This window comes from Pseudofrankia sp. DC12, from assembly GCF_000966285.1.
Lineage (GTDB): Bacteria > Actinomycetota > Actinomycetes > Frankiales > Frankiaceae > Pseudofrankia.
Genome location: NZ_KQ031391.1, coordinates 6,233,687 through 6,251,495, shown reverse-complemented (window position 1 = coordinate 6,251,495; position 17,809 = coordinate 6,233,687). Strand labels below are relative to the sequence as shown.

Genomic DNA, 17,809 nt, shown 5'->3' with positions numbered 1-17,809 from the left:
CGTCGCCCGTACCGCCCGCACCAGGACCAGGCCCTGGTCAGGGCGTAGCGTCCGCGCCTGGGGTAGCGGGCCCGGGTGAGGTCGGTCGCGGTGCTCCCGCCTCAGCGCGGATCAGCGGGGAACCGGCGCCTAGTGGGAGGGCGGGACGACGGCGGCCGAGATGTCGGCCTCACGCTCGACGAGCTCGTGGCCGTAGACCGTCGCGGCCTCGACCCGCAGGATCAGGCAGAACGACGGCTTGTTCGAGAACTCCAGGTCGAGCTCCTCGGCCCGGCTGCGCAGGTAGTAGGCCGCCGCGAGGTTCGCGGTCGCGGTCTGGCCGGCGAGGATGAACAGCGGCCGGCGGTTGGGTCCGGCGGCGACCCGGGCCAGCAGCGCGAACTCGTGCTCGCCGGGGCGGCCGGCGAACTCCCGGTTCCCCTTGTCGGCGCCGTCGCCCTTCTCGCCGCGCAGCCGCCGGCCCTCCCGCCCGCCGGGCAGGCTGACCGCGATCACCCGGCTCTCCCGGGGCGGCCGGGGCGGGATGATCGACTGTGCGCCGTCCGCGGCGCCCGTCCCGTCGCTGTCGGCAGCGGCGGCGGACGAGGAGGACGCGACGGCCGCGGCGCCCACGGAGGCGAGCGCGTTCGTGTTGAGGGCGGCCGACGGCGGCGCGGGCGGCGACGGTGGGGAGAAGGTCACGCCGGGCAGGTACCTGGACAGGTGCGCGGCCATCCGGGGGTTGCACCGCGGGTCGCCCAGGCAGAACTCGGTGCGCCGCCCGATGCTGTCCTGCACCGCGCCACCGGGCGTCACCCGTGGCCGGGCGTCCGAGCCGTAGATGATCGAGGCGAGCTCGGCGACCGCGAGCACGTCGTCGCGGGCGATCGTCCCGGACGGGGCGAGTGAGGCCACGGCGATGAGGATCTCGTCGTCGGCGGCCAGGCCGAACAGGGTCGACTGCCGCGGTCGCGCCATGGGGCCGCCGGCGGGGCGCTCCCACAGCCGGATGGCCAGCGCGCCGAGAGCACCCGCCGACAGCGAGATCGCTACGGTGAGCAGGATGTCCGGCAACACGCTCACTGGGTGGTCCTCCGTCTGTTCGGATGTCGTGTCCGCGCGCGGCGCGCCAGGCCTGGCCACCCGGGGCGCCGGGAGGCACGGATCGAGACGGCGCACCGTGGGCGCCGCCGCGCACCGGGCCCGACGACCCAGCCCGTTCCGGGCCAGCCGGTCCGGCCAAGGTCCTGGCCGGGTGGCCCCGCCCGGTCCGGCGAGGTGAGCCGGCCGGGTTCCGGCCCGGTTGGCGCGGCAAGGGCATAGCTCGCCGCCGGGACGACCCGGGAGGAGCCGCCCGGGGAAATCCTAGGGGGGGCCAATCCGGGCAGATCCATCGGGTTCACCATGGCAGCCCACTACCAGCCCACCTGGGCATGACTGGCCCCACCACCGCGCGCACCGCGGCCGCCTCCCGGACTCCCCACCCGGCACCGGACCGACGTCTCAGCCCAGCAAGCGCCCGGTCTGCGCCCGCGCCGCCGCCAGGTCCGACGCCGTGACGCGCCGGGACGTTGTCCGCCGGTGGCCCTGACGTGCGATCCATCCCCACTTCGGGCAGGCGGGCCGAGTCGACGGCGGCTCCCCCACGGCGAGCTGGGCAGCACTCAGCCGTGCAGCAGCAGGCTGACCGGGTCGGCGAGCACGGCGGCGACCTCGCCGAGAAACCGCGACGCCGCCTCGCCGTGCAGGATCCGGTGGTCGAACGAGACGGAGACGGTCATCACCCTGCGGGCCTGGACCTCTCCCTGCCAGACGGCGGCCGCGTCACGGATCGCGCCGAGCACGACCAGCGCGGCCTCACCCTCCCGGACCAGCCCGGCGGCCGAGTCGACCCCGAAGACGCCGACGTTCGACACGGTGATCGTCGAGCCGCGCATCCGCGCCGGCGGGGTGCGCCCGGCGCGCGCGGCCTCGACCAGGCCGGCCAGCTCGCGAGCCAGGGCGGGCAGGCCCAGCCGGTCGGCGTCCGGGATCACCGGGACGACGAGGCCGCGCTCGCTGGCCACCGCCACGCCGAGGTTGACCGCGGGGAACACCTCGATCTCGCTGGAACCGTCGGCGGCCGTCAGCCAGCGGGCGTTCGCCAGCGGGTGGCGAGCCACCGCGGCGACGACGGCGCGGCAGATGAACGCCAGCGACGTGATCCTGACCGGCCGCTCGCCGCTCGTGCCCCCACCAGCCTCCAGGTCGGCCCGCCACCGGGCGAGCAGCTCCAGCAGGCCGGTGACGTCGACGGTCCGATGGACGGTGGCCTGCGGCACCTCGAACGCGCTGCGCTCCATCGCGGAGGCCATCTGCCGCGCGACGCCACGCACCGGGATGCGCTCCCCAGCCTGGACCGCAGGCACCGCCGCCCGCGCCAGGCCGGCGGCCGGCGTCGGGGCGGGCGCGGCGGCCGCGGTGACGTCGGCCCGGGCGATCGTGCCGTTCGGGCCTGTCGGGCGGACAGCCCCCAGGTCGACACCGAGGTCACGGGCAAGCCTGCGCACCGGTGGGGCGGCGAGCACCTTGGCCACCGGCCGGCCGTTCGGCGACGGAGCCGGCGGCGCCGTGGGCCGCTGGGAGGCGACCGGCGCCGGGGCCGCCGCACCAGGTCCCGGCGCCGCGGCCAGGAGCTTCGCGGGTGCGGGCCGGCGCGGCCGGCGCCGGGGCACCTCGCCGGCCGCCGGCTCGACCGGCGCCCGACCGACGACGAGAGCCGGCGGCGCCTCGCCGGTCCCGGCGGCGGGCACGAAGGTCCCGGCGGCGACAGAACCAGCGGCCTCGGCCGCGACGGTCAGCAGCGCCGCCCCGACCGGGACGAGCTCCCCCTCGGCGCAGTGCAGGGCGTGCACCACTCCGGCGAAGGGCGACGGGATCTCGACGGCCGCCTTCGCGGTCTCGACCTCCACGAGTGGCTGGTTGAGCGCGACCGGGTCGCCGGGGCCGACCAGCCACTGGACGATCTCGGCCTCGGCGAGGCCCTCGCCCAGGTCGGGCAGCAGGAAGTCCCGCCGCGTCACGGCATCGTCCCGGCGGGGGCCAGCGGTCCGGGCCCGCCCTCGGCACGGCGGCGGGCACCCGCCGCCGAGGACGACGCGCCGGGCCGGCGGGCCGGCGGGCGCTGGAGCTGGTGGTGCATCAGGCCCCTTTCGGGTGGCGCCGTGGGTGGCGCGGTCAGTAGGAGAAGGTCCGGTCGACGGCGTCGAGGATCCGGTCCAGGTCGGGCAGGTAGTCCTTCTCCAGGCGGGCCGGCGGGTACGGGGTGTGGTAGCCGCCGACCCGGCCGACCGGCGCCTCCAGGTGGTAGAAGCACTCCTCGGTGAGCCGGGCGGCGATCTCCGCGCCGAGCCCGCCGGTCAGCGGTGCCTCCTGGACGACGACGGCGCGGCCGGTCCGGCGCACCGAGGCGGTCAGCGCCGGCCAGTCGACGGGCGCCAGCGAGCGCAGGTCGAGGACCTCGACGGCGCGGCCGTCCGTCGCGGCGGCGGTCGCCGCGTCCAGGCAGGTGCGTACCGTCGGCCCGTAGGCGATCACCGTGACGTCGGTGCCGGCGCGCGCGACCCGGGCCCGGTCCATCGCCAGCGGCGGGTCCTCGGCCGGGGCCACCGGGCCGCGTTCCCAGTAGCGCCGCTTCGGCTCGAAGAAGATGACCGGGTCGTCGCAGGCGACCGCTTCGCGCAGCAGCTGGTAGCCGTCGGCGGCCGTCGAGGGCGTCAGTAGCCGAAGCCCGGGGGTGTGCGCGAAGTACGCCTCCGGGGACTCGCTGTGGTGCTCGACGGCGCCGATCCCGCCGCCGTAGGGGATGCGGATGGTCACCGGCATCCGCACGTGGCCGCCGGAGCGCTGGTGCAGGCGGGCGAGCTGGGTGACGATCTGGTCGAAGGCCGGGTAGACGAAACCGTCGAACTGGATCTCGCAGACCGGCCGGTAGCCGCGCATCGCCAGGCCGATCGCCGCGCCGACGATGCCGGCCTCGCCGAGCGGGGTGTCGACCACCCGGTGCTCGCCGAAGGCGTCCTGGAGGCCGTCGGTGATCCGGAACACGCCACCGAGCCGGCCGACGTCCTCGCCGAGCAGGACGACGCGGTCGTCGGCCGCCATCGCGTCCCGCAGGGCCGCGCCGAGCGCCCTGGCCAGCGGCAGGGTGCGCGGCGCCTCGGCCTCGGCCGGCGCCGCCTGGCGTCTGTCCGGGGCCCAGGTCCGGGTCACGGAATCGGTGTGGCCGCCCGGGGACGGCACGACGGGCCGGCGCGGCGCGGGCGCCGTCGGACCGGCGGCCGGGAGGTCAGAAGAGGGCAACGTCCGCGTGCTCATGCCTGAAAGGACTCCTGGTAGGCCCGGAAGCTGGCCCGCTCGGCGCGGGCCTCATCGGTCTCGGTGACGAGGACGTCGTCGAAGAACGCGTCCGGCCGTGGCTCCGGCAGCGCGAGGACCGCCTCCCGCAGCCGGGCCGCCGCCTGCTCGGCCTCGGCCCGCCGGGCGGCGAACCAGGCCTCGTCGTGATCGGGCGCGAGCCGGCGGGCGACCCGGTCGATCGGGTCGAGCGCCCGCCACACGGCCTCCTGCTCGGCCGGGCGGTAGCGGGCCGGATCGTCGGACGTGGTGTGCGGGCCCATCCGGTAGGTGTAGGCCTCAATGAGGGCCGGGCCCTCGCCGCGGCGGGCCCGGTCCAGCGCCCACGAGGTGACGCTGTGCACGGCGACCACGTCGTTGCCGTCCACCCGCACGCCGGGGAAGCCGAAGCCACTCGCCCGGTCGGCGAGCGGCACCCGCGACTGCCGGGACGCCGGCGTCGAGATCGCCCACTGGTTGTTGGTGCAGAAGAAGACCACGGGCGCGGCGAAGCTGGCCGCCCAGACGAATGCCTCGTTGGCGTCGCCCTGGCTCATCGCGCCGTCCCCTAGATACACGAGCACCGCCGAGCCGGGGCCATCGTCCGTGTTCGTAGGACGTCCGACGGTCGGCTGTTCACGGGTTTTCGTAGGACGTCCGACCATTTCACCAGGACTCCCTACGACCTCTCTTTCGCCGTCGATTGTCGGATGTCCTAGAAGTTCTTCTCGGCCACCATTCACGGAGCCGTCCCCCAAGATTCTCGGACGTCCGACAATCGAATTTCCTTCGGCCGCCGGGCCGGCTGGCGCGGCACCCGGTTGGGCACGCTGCGCATCAAGCTGAACACCGAGGGCATAACCAACGGCATGCAGCGTCTGGGTGGCGAGCACCAGGGCGTAGTTCGCCAGGTTGTGGTCAGCCGGGTTCCAGCCGCCATGCGTGATGCCCCGCAGCAGCCGGAACACCTCCACCGCGGGCAGTCCGCGCTCCCAGGCCACGGCGTGCTCGCGGTAGCTGGGGAAGATGAAATCGCTGGTCAGGGCGGCACGCACCGAGCCGACCTGGGCCGCCTCCTGGCCACGCAACGGGATCCACAGCGCCAGCTCGCCCTGTCGCTGCAGGGCGGTCGCCTCGTCGTCGAGGTGGCGGGCGCGCAGCATCGCGCCGTAGCAGCTCCGGAGGTCCTCGACGCTGAGCAACGACCTGAAACGGGGATGTTCCCGCATCACCCCGTCAGGCCCCAGCAGCCGTACCCCGCACTCGTCCTCAGACAGATCTCCAGCGCCCACGCGGCGCATTCTCCCTCCGATTCGGCCGGGCCGGACAGGCTCACCATAGGCCTCCGAGCCACCTTATTTCGCTTCCTTTCGACAATCGATATCCGGCCGGCTCCGCAAGGCCAGACCACCACGGTGTGAATCTGGCTGGATGCGGTACGTTATTCCCCAGAGGAGACGAAGAGTGGGACGCTCCCGCGACGCGTGTACGGCCACGCTGAGGCCGCCAGCCGGCCGCTCGGGCGTCGCCACCGTCGGCCCGACGCTTCCCGCCACCACAAACCTGACGGCCGCCGCCTGGCACCGCGGCGAGGCTTGCCCCGTCGGCGCGCGCCCGCGGTCCGACTCCGCGCGGCCGTGCCGAGCCGAGCCTGCGGGGCAGCGGTCAGCACTCCAACGTCACCCACGCGGCCCGATCGCCGGGGCCACGGACCAGTCCGAAGCGTCCGTGCCCCGCCGCGGCCGCGCGGCGCGACCCTGTCGGCGGCGTCGCGTGACGCAGGGCCCCGCCGAGCCGGCGATGGCCCACTGTGGGGGCGCGCGGATGCCAACCGGCAGAAACGCCGGGGGGCCAATATCGACGAAACCGTCGCCGCGGCCAGTCTTGAAGGCGGAATCGCGGGCGGAGCCCAGGCCCGACCGGTGCTCACGGCGCGCGGTGCGGTCGCCGGCGGCTATCGCAGAAATTCACTGCCCGGCCGAGGGGGGCGATTTCGCGACCTGCCGGCGCGGTTCTTCTTGCCGGGCGCAGGAATGCGCGTTCGCGCGCGTTCGCGCGCGTTCGCGGGTTGGCCGCGGACGCCGCCTGGCACGTAGAAGGGCGGCGCACCCTGAAATGGTGCGCCGCCCCGGCCGTTGGGGTGGCCCAGACCGTCCGGGTTCGGCCCGTTCTCTCGACGGGCCGAACCCCTCAGGTCACGTGGTGACTACCAGTTCCAACCGTCCTTGCGGTCCTTACCGCCCCAGTTGTTCCAGCCGTCCTTGCCGTCCTTGCCCCAGCCGTCCTTGCGGTCCTTGCCCCAGCCGTCCTTGCCCCAGCCGTCCCTGCCCTTGTCACCCCAGTTCCAGCCGCTGTCCTTGCCCTTGTCGCCCCAGTCGCAGGCCTGCGCGGCTGCCGCCGGGCCGATGCCAACCGCAACGGCGATAGCTCCGGTGACGGCGACAGCGGCGACCCGGCGGCCCATCGACTTCTTCATTCGATCCCCCTCGTCCGCTCGACGCCCGCCGGTCCGTGGGCTTCCCCCAAGACCTTCGGCCGTCCGTACGGAATACGACTTCGGAAATGACTGCGGGACGCAGCCTAACCTCCGCGGTGGCGAAGAGAAAAATGGATCAGGGAGCGTCCGGGCATTCGCGCGCGAAAGAGCCCGTAGCCACCTTCCGAACACTCCGGTAAAACGGTGGACATGCCGATGGTGGAACAGGCCGACATGTCCCTTCATCGATGACAGTCAAGATTTCCGGCCACCTCGGCCGGCCGCCGGTGGCCAGGTTCCTGGTTTCAGCGTTCCGGATGCTTGACAAGCGTTCTTGGGAACAAGTGCCCGCCTTTTTGGGCCGGTCGCCCAAGGGCCGCTGGAAACATCCGGCCGCGCTGTCCTCCCCCGCCGGGCGCAACCGAATCGCAGATGATCATTTACCTCGCGCCCGAATCGTCAACGGCGTGGACAACAGCGACGGGCGGCCTCTCCGTCGACCAGGCAGTCCCCGGCACGCGCCGCGGCGGCCCGCGGCACCAGCGCACTCCTGCGCCCGCGGCGGGCTGCACCGGTCGACCCCAGCCACCCGAGCGGGGTGAGCACCGAGCCCCCGGTTGACGCTCCCCCACAGCCAGCCGTTCGATGCGGCTGCTTACCTTCCGCGACTACACGGCTACGGCCACGCGGAGTCAGGAGCCTGGAGAGGGGAACCGATGCGCGCGCCGACGCCCATCCGTGGAAGACGGGCCGGCTCGCGGCCGGCGACCGGGAGCCGCGCCGTCGGCGTCGGCCTGGCGACCGGCCTCGGGCTGGGCCTCGGACTGGGCCTCGGACTGGCGACGGCGCTCGCGCCGGCCATGGCCGCCGGCGTCCCGGTCAGCCTCGACGCCACGGCGGCGAGCCCGGCGCCCGGCGCAGCGGTGACGCTCATCGGCGAGCTCGGGCCGCAGAACGGCTCCGGTGCCGCCGGCTCGGCCCGTGCCGTGCTGCGCGGCACCCAGCTGGCCATCACGGTCACCCCCCGCGGCCTGGCTCCCGGCCTCCCCCACCCGGCCCACCTGCACATCGGCGGGCGCTTCTCCTGCCCGCCGGCCGGCCTCACCGGCCGGGGAGCCGGCGGCCACCTGCGCACCACCGACGCGCTGCCCTACCACGGGCCGGCGGCCGTGTCCCTGACGACCTCCGGCGACACCAGCGCGGCCAGCGAGCTCGCGCTCGACCGGTTCCCCATCGGTGATGCCCGCTACCAGCGCACGGTCACCGTCAGCCGGCGCGTCGCGGACGAGCTGCGTGCCGGCCAGGGCGTGCTCGAGCTGCACGGCGTCGACTACAACCACGACGGCCGGTACGACGGCGCCGCCCGCAGCGACCTCGACCCGGCGCTGCCCGAGCAGGCGACCGACCCGGCCGCCTGCGTCCGGCTGACCCCGGTACCGCGGGGCGCGGTCGATGCCGGCGCCGGTGGAACCGCGCTCGGCGCCGGGAGGTCCGGGGCCGCCGTGGACGCCCCGCGGGACGCGGTCGAGACCCGGCCGGCCGGCGCCGGCCTGGACCCGTCGACCAGACCGGCCGAGGGCACTGGCGCGACCGGTTGGATCGGTTCCGACGTCGGGGTCGCCGCCTTCATCGGCGGCCTCGCGATGCTCGGCCTGATCGCGGCAGCCGACCAGCGCCGCCTGCTCGCCGAGCGGCACCGCCGGTGACCGGCCGAGGCACCCGGGACCGGGCCGGTCAGCCGCGACCGGCGGCGTCCACGATCGGCGTGGCAACGCTGCCGACCCGGTCGATCTCGACTCGGACCCAGTCACCGGGCACCAGGTAACGCGGCGGCTTGCGGCTGTACCCGACCCCGGCCGGCGTGCCGGTCACCAGCAGGTCGCCGGGGTGCAGCGTGAGCGTCCTGCTCAGGTAGGCCAGGACCTGGCCGACAGTGAAGATCATGTCGCTGGTGTCGCCGTCCTGGACGAGCTCCTCGACGGTCGAGCCGTCGTCGGCGCGGGTCCGGATCGTGGTCCGGACCCGCAGGCCGTCCGCCGGGTCGCCGACCTCGTCGGCGGTGACGACCGGGCCGAGCGGGCCCGAGTAGTCCGCGTTCTTGCCGACGGTCCACAGCGGCGACCGCCCCTGGGCGCGCCGGGCCGACAGGTCGTTGAACGCGGCGTACCCGAAGACCCCGGCCAGCGCCGCAGCCTCGTCGACGTCCGCGAGGTCGGCGCCGACGACTACCCCGAGCTCGCCTTCCCAGTCGAGCCCGCGCTCACCCGCCGGCACCGGCGCCGGGGCGCCGTCCACGGTCAGCGACACCGTCCAGCGGCCGAACAGGTTCGGGTACCTAGGTGGCTCGATGCCGGTCTCGGCGGCGTGCGCCCGGTAGTTCAGCCCGACGCACAGCACCCGGGCGGCCGGCGGGATCGGTGGGGCCAGCGTGAGCGCGTCCACGGGCCGGGCACCGGCCTGGTCACCGAGCGCCTGCTCGGCGCGGGCCCGCCACGTCGGCAGGTCTGCGTAGAAGTCCTCGACCGGGCCGAGCGGCACTACGGCGGCGGTCCCGTCAGCCAGCGGGCCGACGATCGTCCGGTTGCCGTCCCTGAACCCCACGATCCGCATAGCGACCTCTCAGTGCGCGCCCGCTCGGCCCTGGCCGATGCAGGAGCCTATGCGGGCTGGCGTGACGGGACCTACGCCGCCGAGCCGCCTGGCCGCGTCACGCGGCTGGCCGACCGGCGCAGCCACCACAGGCCCAGCACCGGCAGGACCAGCGGCAGGAAGAAGTAGCCCTCGCCGTAGCCGGACCAGACGGCCGCGTCCGGGAACAGGCCGCGGTCGACGACGCTGAGCGTGCCGACGGTGAGCACCCCGGTGAGCTCCGCCGCGCAGGCGCCCGTCGCGACCCGGCGCCCGAGCGCCGACGGCCGGCTGAGCCCGGCCGTCGCCAGGATGTAGATCACGCCCGCGAGCGCCGAGAGCAGGTAGGCGACCGGCGCCTCGTGGAACTTCGTGATGATCTGGACGACGGCCCGCGACGTGGCGGCGACCGCGAACACCGCGTACACCGCGATCAGCGTGCGCCCCGGACCCCGGACCCTCGCGGTACCGGCGCCGGCCGCGTCGCCGCGTGCCGCCTCGGCCACCGCTGGTCGGCTCTCGGCGCCCGCGTCAGGCGGCCCGCCCGTGGCTGCCGTCCCGGCCTCGGCCGGCGCCGTCTCGGTCGTCATCGCGGTCGTCCTCCCCGCCGGTCGGGCGGCCCGCTCGCTCGCGGCCCGCTCGTCGTCACATCCAGCCGGTCCAGCGGGCGCGGCCGTGCCCGCGTCGCCGGGCGTCACGACCAGGTCTGGTGCAGGCGCTGCACCAGCACCGCGGCGACCAGCGCCGCGACCCCCAGCACGGACGTCCCGGACCGGGACCGTTCACCGAGCGCCCACCAGGTGCCGACCGGCAGCGCCATGGTCGACGCGACCAGGTACATCGTGAAGGTCAGCGGCTCGGCCGCGTGCTCACCCCGCGCGACCAGCACGATCGCGCCGACCACCTGCGCGAGCAGCAGCGCCTCCGCGACGGCGACCCCGTAGAGCACCCGCCGCCCGATCGGCCGGTTGCGCCAGGCGAGGAAGAACACCCAGACGGCGAGCAGCAGCGTCGCCACCGCCACCGCGATCGCAAGGATCCTGACCATGCCGCCCCTGCCCTACTACATCCCGTAGAATCAGATCTTAGCCCGTCCGCGCCGGGTCCAGTCAGCACGTCCGCGCGCGGGCGGCGCCGAGGTGAGTCATCCTTCGTGGCCGCGCGTCCCGGCCCTCGCCCAACCACCGGGTATGACTCGCCGCGCCCCTGGCGGCGTGCGCCCCGCGGGCTACAGCGGCTTGGACAGGACGGTGAAGGCGAGGCCGGGGCGCCTGGGCAGGCCGAAGCGCTCGTCGCCGTACGGGAAGGGCTTCATCACGCCGGTCGGCGCGTAGCCGCGGCGGACGTACCAGGCGATCAGGTCGGCGCGCTGGGCGATGACCTGCAGCTCCATCCGGTCGGCGCCGAACACCTCCCGGGCGTACCGCTCCGCCTCGGCGAGCACGGCCGAGCCCAGGCCGGCGGCCTGCAGGGTGGGGACCACGGCGAACATGCCGAAGTAGCCGGCCGTCCCGTGGTGCTCCAGCTGGCAGCAGGCGAGAATCCGGCCCGCCGGCTCGGCGTGGGCGGCCGTTGCGTCGATGCCGGTCGCCGCGGCGACGAGCACCAGGCCGCCGACGCCGGTCACGATCGCGGCGATGCCCTCGGGGTCGGTGCGCTGGCCGTCCAGCAGGTCCGCCTCGGTCGTCCAGCCGGCCCGGCTCGGCTCGCCGCGGTAGGCCGACGTCACCAGTGCCAGCACCTCGGGCACGTCGTCGAGGGTCGCGGCCCGGAAGGTGACGTCCGCCCGCTCCTGGGTGCCCACGGCCCCATCCTGGCAGAGTGCCATCCAGCCGGTCCGGACCGTCAGCCCGGCGGCGTGAGCCCGGCGGCCAGCGGCGGCAGGATCTCGCCGAGCGGCGCGTCGACCAGGAGGCCGGCGCGCGCGTCGGCGCGGGTCGGGCCCTGGTTGACGATGGCGACCGGGATGCCGAGCTGCCCGGCCCGCAGGACGAACCGGTAACCCGACATCACCGTCAGCGACGATCCGAGGACGAGCAGCAGGCGGGAGGCCTCGACGACGGCCATCGCCGCGTCGACCCGGCCGCGGGGCACGGTCGCGCCGAAGAAGACGACGTCGGGCTCCAGGCGGCCGCCGCAGTGCCGGCAGCCGACCATGACGAACCGGTCGATCTGGGCCTCGGCCAGCGTGGCGTCGCCGTCCGGGTTGACCCGCCCGCCCGTCGCGGGCCCGGGCTCGGCGGCCGAGGCCGGGTCGGGCTCCTCGGCACCGGAGACACCGGCGTCGACGACGTCCGCGCGGAAGCCCGGGTTCGCCGCCGCCAGCCGGTCGGCCAGCTCGGCGCGGGCGCTGACGTCGCCGCAGTCCTGGCACAGGACACGGGCGAGGCTGCCGTGCAGCTCGACGACGTCGCGGGCGCCGCCGGCCTGGTGCAGGCCGTCGACGTTCTGGGTCACGATCCCGGTGAGCAGGCCGGCCCGTTCGAGCGCGGCGACGGCGCGGTGCCCGGCGTTGGGCGCGGCGACGGCGATGTGCCGCCAGCCGGCGTGGCTGCGGGCCCAGTAGCGGCGGCGGGACGATGCGTCGCCGGTGAACTGCTGGTAGGTCATCGGGGTGTGGTTGCGCCGCGGCGCACCGCTCGGGCCCCGGTAGTCCGGGATGCCCGACTCGGTCGAGATCCCGGCGCCGGTCAGCACGGCGACCCGGCCGGCGGCGACGGCCGCGCGCAGCGCCGCGACCCCGGCGGCCGGGTCGCTGACGACCGGCACGGCCGGCGGCCGTGACAGGGGCGCCGAGCGCCCGAACGGCTTGACGCGGTAGGCGAGCGTCGGCGCCTCGGGGTGCATGCACCCATCGTGCTCGCCAGCCGGCCCGGTCGAGGCGGCGAGACGGGCTCGCGGGGTGATCCGGCGCCCAGCCGACAGGCACACGTTGCCAACTGGTCAAACTGCTCGCATACGGTTGGTGACGTCGGCACCGACGCCGTCGCGAGGACGGGTTCCCGGACCGCCCCGGGAAAATGCCCCAGACCGGCCGGCGGGCGCGCGGACGGGTCACGGACCGTCGCCCGCTGCGCCCAGCCAGAGCCTGAGCCCTGAGGGGGACACATGGAGCAGCGGGTCGACCCCGGCCCGTCCACCGGCCCGGCCGCCGCCGACGGCCCCGAGCGCCCCGCCCCGCAGCCCGGCGACGGCGGGAGCCTCGGTGCGGTCGGCGGCCCCGGCTGGCCCGCCGACCCCGCGCGCGGCCTCACGGCGGCCGAGGTGGCGAGCCGGGTGGCGGCCGGCCAGGTCAACGACGTTCCGACGCGGACGAGCCGGACCGTCCGGGAGATCCTCGCGGCGAACGTGTTCACCCGGATCAACCTGATCATCGGGGTGCTGTTCGCGCTGATCTGCGTGGTCGGGCCGATCCAGGACGGCCTGTTCGGCGCGGTGATCCTGGCGAACTCGGTGATCGGCATCATCCAGGAGCTGCGGGCCAAGCAGACGCTGGACCGGCTCGCCGTCATCGGCGAGGCTGAGCCGACCGTCCGCCGGGACGGGGTCGCCGTGGCGGTGCACCCGGGCGAGATCGTGCTGCACGACGTCATCGAGACCGGCCCCGGCGAGAAGATCGTCGTCGACGGGACGGTGACCGAGGCCGACGGGCTGGAGGTCGACGAGTCGCTGCTGACCGGCGAGGCCGACCCGGTGCTCAAACGGCCCGGCGACGAGGTCATGTCCGGCAGCTTCGTCGTCGCCGGCTCCGGCGCCTTCGTCGCGACGAAGGTCGGCTCCGACGCCTACGCCGCCCGGCTCGCCGCCGAGGCGAGCCGGTTCACCCTGGTGAACTCGGAGCTGCGCAACGGCGTCAACCGGATCCTGCGGATCGTCACCTATCTGATCATCCCGGCCGGGATCGCGCTGGTGATCAGCCAGCTCGTCGTCGACCAGAACGACCTGCCGGAGGCGATCCGGCGGATGGTGGCCGGGCTGGTCAGCATGGTGCCCGAAGGGCTGGTGCTGCTGACCTCGCTGGCCTTCGCCGCCGGGGTGGTGCGCCTCGGCGCGCGCAACTGCCTGGTCCAGGAGCTGCCGGCGATCGAGGGCCTGGCCCGGGTCAGCGTCGTCTGCCTGGACAAGACCGGCACGCTGACCGAGCCGGCGATGGACGTCCTGGAGGTCCGCGCCCTCGGCCCCGCGGCCGGCGGCGACACGGAGGCCGACACGAGCGGCGCGACCGACGAGAGCACGGCGGCCGCCGAAACCACGGCAACCTACACGAGCACAGCGGCCGACACGAGCACAGCGGCCGACACGAGCACGGCGGCCGATGTGAGCACGGTGATCGGAGACGGCCCGGTCGCGCCGGACGGCCGGGTGGCCGCGGTGCTCGGGGCGCTCGGCGCGGCCGACCGGCGCCCGAATGCCAGCCTGCAGGCGATCATCGATGCGTACCCGGCGCCGGACGGCTGGCGGCCGGTCGACGCCGCGCCGTTCTCCTCGGCCCGCAAGTGGTCCGGGGCTGCCTTCGTCGAACCGGATGGCACCGAGTCGACGTGGCTGCTGGGCGCGGCGGACGTGCTGCTCGCCGCCGGCCACCCGGCGCTCACGACAGCCGACGCCTACGGCGAGCGCGGCCTGCGCGTCCTGCTGCTCGCCCGCTCGGACCGCCCGCTCGCGGACGCGCTCGCCGCCAGCGCCGGCGGCACCGGCACGGCGAGCGCCGCCGCAACGGACTGCGGCGGCAACGGCGCCACGGGCACCGCGAGCGGAGCCGGTGCCGGTTCCCGGGCCGGCGGCCTGGCCGGCGCGGTCGAGCCAGTGGCGCTCGTCGTGATCGCGCAGCGGCTGCGGGCCGACGCGTCCGACACGCTGCGCTACTTCGCCGACCAGCGCATCGCCACCAAGGTCATCTCCGGCGACAACGCGGTGTCGGTCGGCGCGGTCGCCCGCGAGCTGGGCCTGCCCGGCGCCGAGGACCCGGTCGACGCGCGGTCCCTGCCGACCGACCAGGCCGGGCTCGGCGCCCAGCTGGGGGCGCACACGATCTTCGGAAGAGTGACCCCGCACCAGAAGCGGGAGATCGTCGGGGCGCTGCAGGCCCGCGGCAAGACGGTCGCGATGACCGGCGACGGCGTCAACGACGTGCTCGCCCTCAAGGACGCCGACATCGGCGTCGCGATGGGCTCCGGCAGCCCCGCGACCCGGGCCGTCGCCCAGATCGTCCTGCTGGACAACAGCTTCGCCGCGCTGCCGTCGGTCGTCGCCGAGGGCCGGCGGGTGATCGGCAACATCGAGCGCGTCGCGAACATCTTCCTGACGAAGACGGTCTACTCGGTGCTGCTGGCGATCGTCGTGGTCGCCGCCCAGGTGCCGTACCCGTTCCTGCCGCGGCACCTGACTCTGATCAGCTCGCTGACCATCGGCATCCCGTCGTTCTTCCTGGCGCTCGCGCCCAGCCACGACCGGGCCCGGCCCGGGTTCGTCGGCCGGGTGCTGCGCTTCGCGGTCCCGGCCGGCGCGCTCGCCGGGACGGCAACCGTGCTCGTCTACTTCCTGGCCCGCAACGTCTTCTACGACCACGAGCTGCGCGCCGAGACGTCGCTCGCGACGCTCACGCTGTTCGGCGTCTCACTGTGGGCGCTGGCAATGATCGCGCGGCCGTACACGTGGTGGAGGGTCCTGCTGGTCGCCGCGATGGCGGGCCTGTTCGCCCTCGTCCTGGCCGTCCCGTTCCTGCAGACGTTCTTCGAGCTCTCGCTGGTCGGGACGAGCGGCCCGCTGACCGCCCTCGGCGTCTCGGCCGCGGCCGCGGTGCTGATGGAGATCAGCTGGAGGCTGGTCCGCCCGCCGAACGGCACCCCGCATCCCGACGAGGCATAGCCGAGACCGGGCCGGCACCGGATGACAGGCGCTCGGCCGCCGATCTTGGCGCTATGGACCGAGCCGGTAGGAACGCGAGGTCTATCGGTAGCCGCGCGATTGGACAGCGCCTACCATGCGTGTTTCCCAGGTGGCGTAGGCGGGAACGGCCCTCAGCCTCTCGAGATCGATGATGTTGGCGAGTGCGTCGAGAAAGTCGGAAGCCTCCCGGCGACGACGACGCGGCCCGCTGGTGCGTACGAGAGGTCGGAGGGCCGCATCGGTCCAGCTACTTGTATTCTCTTCAGTATGTCTGGACTATCTGGCGTCCTCGGCCGCGGACATGACCACAGGGGAGTGCGAGGCGACTACAAGCTGGATGAGTGGCGCGCGAGACGCCGTTACGGAGAGCTGCTCGGTGATGAGGCCACGCAGGTGTCTGATCAGGTCTCGTAGGCGCGCAGGGTGTACCCCGTTCTCAGGCTCCTCGAAGCAGATCACTCCGCGAAAGCGCGGATCGTAAAGGGCGGCAAGGAGCGCCATGACCCGCAGCGTGCCATCCGAGGCGACCGCTGCCGGGTACGCCGAGTCGGCCCTTGAGTCAAACCAGATCTCCCACTGTCTGCTGGGGTTCTGGCGAACGTCGAACCCTCGCACTCCCGGGATGAGGTGCGCGAGATCGGCGGTGATATCGGCGAGAGTGCTGCCAGACCCATCCGACAGAGACGTCTCCCGGTCGATGCGGTGCAGAACGTATGCTAGGTTTGCTCCGTTCGGAGCGAGTTGCTCCGACTCGAGCGCGGAGCTGGGAATGCGGAGCTCGAGCGGGTCGAGCTGGAGAAATCGCCATGACCGCATCTCCTGCCGAATGGCGTAGAGGTGCTTGAACTCCGCGGTGACAATCGTGGACAGCACCGTCTGCTCCGCAGCCGCCGCCGGTCTCGGGCGACCCTGGACGCCGTCGTCAGGGCTGCGGCGAGATCGCTCTCGGTAGCGTATGGCAACCCAAGGTAGTCGGATTCGGTCGGCACGGATAGGCCGGCAGCGACGTGAACCGCCTGTGGTTACCGGGTTTCCGGATCAACTCAAAGTACTTCTCCAGGCCCGACCAGACTGGAAGCGTAGTTTGATCAATCCGGACTGTTATCTTGCCGCAGCCCTGCGCCGTCGTTGTGTACCTGGAACACCTGTCTTCCGGCGGCGCCGACCTTGCTGTCCAGCAACGCGTTGCGGCGGCCGTAACGAAGGTGACCGTCGCGGAAGGTCGGAGTGAGCCAGCTCCCGATGTGACTGCCCGCGCCGTCACTGCTCTTTCCAATCGGCTCGGCCCGCTCGCCTGCGACATACAGACGTTCACTGCCGTCATCATCGTTTCTGCGCTCGATGACGACGGTATATCGGAAACGCGTGTGCGTTAGGTTCGCGCTCGCACCCCAGGGATCGATCACCTCGGGATCGACGAGCACCTCGACAGCGAGTGCGATTCGGCGCGAGATACTGCCGTCGGCATTCCGCCTGAAAAGGTCTATGGGATCGCCTCGTACACTCGCGAATGCAGTCCTCAGGTCACCCTCAGCGAGCTTTCCCAGAAGTCGGACAGCATCAAAAAGATTCGACTTCCCCGAGGCGTTCTGCCCAACGGTCACGAGAAACGGCGTCAGATCGAGCGAGAAGTCCTGGAACGTTTTGAAGCCGTCTATTTCGATCCTGGCCAGCATGCGCGCTCCGACCTGTCAGGTACGCCTCCGAGCGGCAGCGGCCACCGGCCGGCACCGGGGCGCAGGACTTGACCTTGCGCTCCTCCGCCCCTCCACCACGCCTCCAGGTCCGTCGCCGATCGACTGCTCCCCACTTCCTCGATCATCCTATGAGCCGATCGGGCACCCGCCGGCACCGCGATGCCGCTGGTTGACGGACCTGCCACCGGCGCGCCCTGGCGGGGTGGATGAAGACGCTCAAGGCAGCGGTGGCGAGATGGCCCGCAGCTACCTACCGTTACTACACATGACGTATCGAAACCGACCAGTCACGGATCACTGTGTGACCTGCTCCGACGAGGGGCTGGTGGGCGAGGTGCTCCGGATGGCCGCCGACCGGGCCGTGATCCGGCTGGAATCCGGCTGTGCCACAGGCACTGGCGAGCTGGCCGTCGGGATCGCGCTTGTGGCGGCCCAGCCTGGGGACTGGGTTCTAGTACACGCGGGTGAGGCTCTCGCCGTCCTCCCCGGGCCACCGGCCGGCTCCTGGCCCTAGATCACACCTCGACCAGGCTGGCGCGGCCGCCGCCCGAGGCGCGTCGAGGCGGAGCCGGCGACCCGCACGCGGCAGGTGGGGGTGAGCAGGCGTGTCGACACCGACCTTGGACCCGACGACCGGCCCGCCGTCGGGAGCGGCGACGGCGCCGCCGACGGGCAACGGCGAGCAACTGGGCAAGCTGGGCACCGGCGCGGGAGCGCCCGCGCGGGAGCGGCCAGCCGAGCAGGTAGCGCCCGCGCGCGCCCCGAG

15 protein-coding genes are annotated in these 17,809 nt (G+C 73.8%); 3 read left to right on the top strand and 12 right to left on the bottom strand.

What is annotated here, in order from left to right:
• Positions 1-129 precede the first annotated feature (129 nt).
• From FRADC12_RS25300 to FRADC12_RS25280, 5 genes are all read right to left on the bottom strand, one after another.
• The gene (locus tag FRADC12_RS25300) at positions 130-1,062 is read right to left on the bottom strand and encodes a hypothetical protein (protein WP_052711158.1); all 933 of its coding nucleotides are present in this window, start codon (positions 1,060-1,062) and stop codon (positions 130-132) included.
• 581 nt (positions 1,063-1,643) lie between these two features.
• Positions 1,644-3,041: a dihydrolipoamide acetyltransferase family protein gene (locus FRADC12_RS25295; protein WP_045878501.1), complete on the bottom strand. Its 1,398-nt coding sequence runs from the start codon at positions 3,039-3,041 to the stop codon at positions 1,644-1,646.
• A gap of 154 nt (positions 3,042-3,195) precedes the next feature.
• A complete protein-coding gene (locus FRADC12_RS25290) occupies positions 3,196-4,335 on the bottom strand; it encodes an alpha-ketoacid dehydrogenase subunit beta (protein WP_232304034.1) in 1,140 nt (379 codons plus the stop codon).
• The gene (locus tag FRADC12_RS25285; protein WP_045878500.1) at positions 4,332-5,654 is read right to left on the bottom strand and encodes a thiamine pyrophosphate-dependent enzyme; all 1,323 of its coding nucleotides are present in this window, start codon (positions 5,652-5,654) and stop codon (positions 4,332-4,334) included. Before FRADC12_RS25285 ends, FRADC12_RS25290 begins: the two co-directional genes overlap by 4 nt.
• A gap of 905 nt (positions 5,655-6,559) precedes the next feature.
• Positions 6,560-6,829 carry a hypothetical protein gene (locus FRADC12_RS25280; RefSeq protein WP_045878499.1) on the bottom strand — a complete coding sequence of 90 codons (270 nt, stop codon included), beginning with the start codon at positions 6,827-6,829 and terminating at the stop codon, positions 6,560-6,562.
• Positions 6,830-7,545: 716 nt separating this feature from the next.
• Here FRADC12_RS25280 and FRADC12_RS25270 point away from each other — a divergent pair.
• Positions 7,546-8,535, top strand: coding sequence for a hypothetical protein (locus FRADC12_RS25270; RefSeq protein ID WP_198153036.1), 990 nt, complete (start codon positions 7,546-7,548; stop codon positions 8,533-8,535).
• A gap of 28 nt (positions 8,536-8,563) precedes the next feature.
• On the opposite strand, the gene FRADC12_RS25265 is transcribed toward FRADC12_RS25270, so the two are convergent.
• The 5 genes from FRADC12_RS25265 to FRADC12_RS25245 all read right to left on the bottom strand — a co-directional run bounded on the left by FRADC12_RS25265 (position 8,564) and on the right by FRADC12_RS25245 (position 12,304).
• Entirely contained in the window at positions 8,564-9,439 is an 876-nt protein-coding gene (locus FRADC12_RS25265; RefSeq protein WP_045878496.1) for a fumarylacetoacetate hydrolase family protein, read from the bottom strand.
• 71 nt (positions 9,440-9,510) lie between these two features.
• Entirely contained in the window at positions 9,511-10,047 is a 537-nt protein-coding gene (locus tag FRADC12_RS25260; protein ID WP_084011177.1) for a hypothetical protein, read from the bottom strand.
• A 104-nt stretch (positions 10,048-10,151) separates the two neighbouring features.
• A complete protein-coding gene (locus FRADC12_RS25255) occupies positions 10,152-10,505 on the bottom strand; it encodes a hypothetical protein (protein ID WP_045878495.1) in 354 nt (117 codons plus the stop codon).
• A gap of 180 nt (positions 10,506-10,685) precedes the next feature.
• Complete coding sequence (locus FRADC12_RS25250) at positions 10,686-11,261, bottom strand: GNAT family N-acetyltransferase (protein WP_232304033.1); 576 nt, start codon at positions 11,259-11,261, stop codon at positions 10,686-10,688.
• A gap of 41 nt (positions 11,262-11,302) precedes the next feature.
• Positions 11,303-12,304: a Sir2 family NAD-dependent protein deacetylase gene (locus tag FRADC12_RS25245; RefSeq protein ID WP_084011176.1), complete on the bottom strand. Its 1,002-nt coding sequence runs from the start codon at positions 12,302-12,304 to the stop codon at positions 11,303-11,305.
• Positions 12,305-12,565: 261 nt separating this feature from the next.
• Here FRADC12_RS25245 and FRADC12_RS25240 point away from each other — a divergent pair, with 261 nt between their 5' ends.
• Complete coding sequence (locus tag FRADC12_RS25240) at positions 12,566-15,325, top strand: cation-translocating P-type ATPase (RefSeq protein WP_045878493.1); 2,760 nt, start codon at positions 12,566-12,568, stop codon at positions 15,323-15,325.
• Between the two features lie 297 nt (positions 15,326-15,622).
• Here FRADC12_RS25240 and FRADC12_RS25235 read toward each other — a convergent pair whose 3' ends face one another.
• Both FRADC12_RS25235 and FRADC12_RS25230 read right to left on the bottom strand, forming a co-directional pair.
• The gene (locus FRADC12_RS25235) at positions 15,623-16,219 is read right to left on the bottom strand and encodes an AAA family ATPase (protein WP_052711157.1); all 597 of its coding nucleotides are present in this window, start codon (positions 16,217-16,219) and stop codon (positions 15,623-15,625) included.
• A gap of 215 nt (positions 16,220-16,434) precedes the next feature.
• Positions 16,435-17,022, bottom strand: a complete 588-nt coding sequence (locus FRADC12_RS25230; RefSeq protein WP_052711156.1) for an AAA family ATPase — start codon at positions 17,020-17,022, stop codon at positions 16,435-16,437.
• A 322-nt stretch (positions 17,023-17,344) separates the two neighbouring features.
• On the opposite strand from FRADC12_RS25230, the gene FRADC12_RS25225 reads away from it, so the two are divergent.
• Positions 17,345-17,557, top strand: a complete 213-nt coding sequence (locus FRADC12_RS25225; RefSeq protein WP_052711155.1) for a hypothetical protein — start codon at positions 17,345-17,347, stop codon at positions 17,555-17,557.
• The last annotated feature ends 252 nt before the right edge of the window (positions 17,558-17,809 follow it).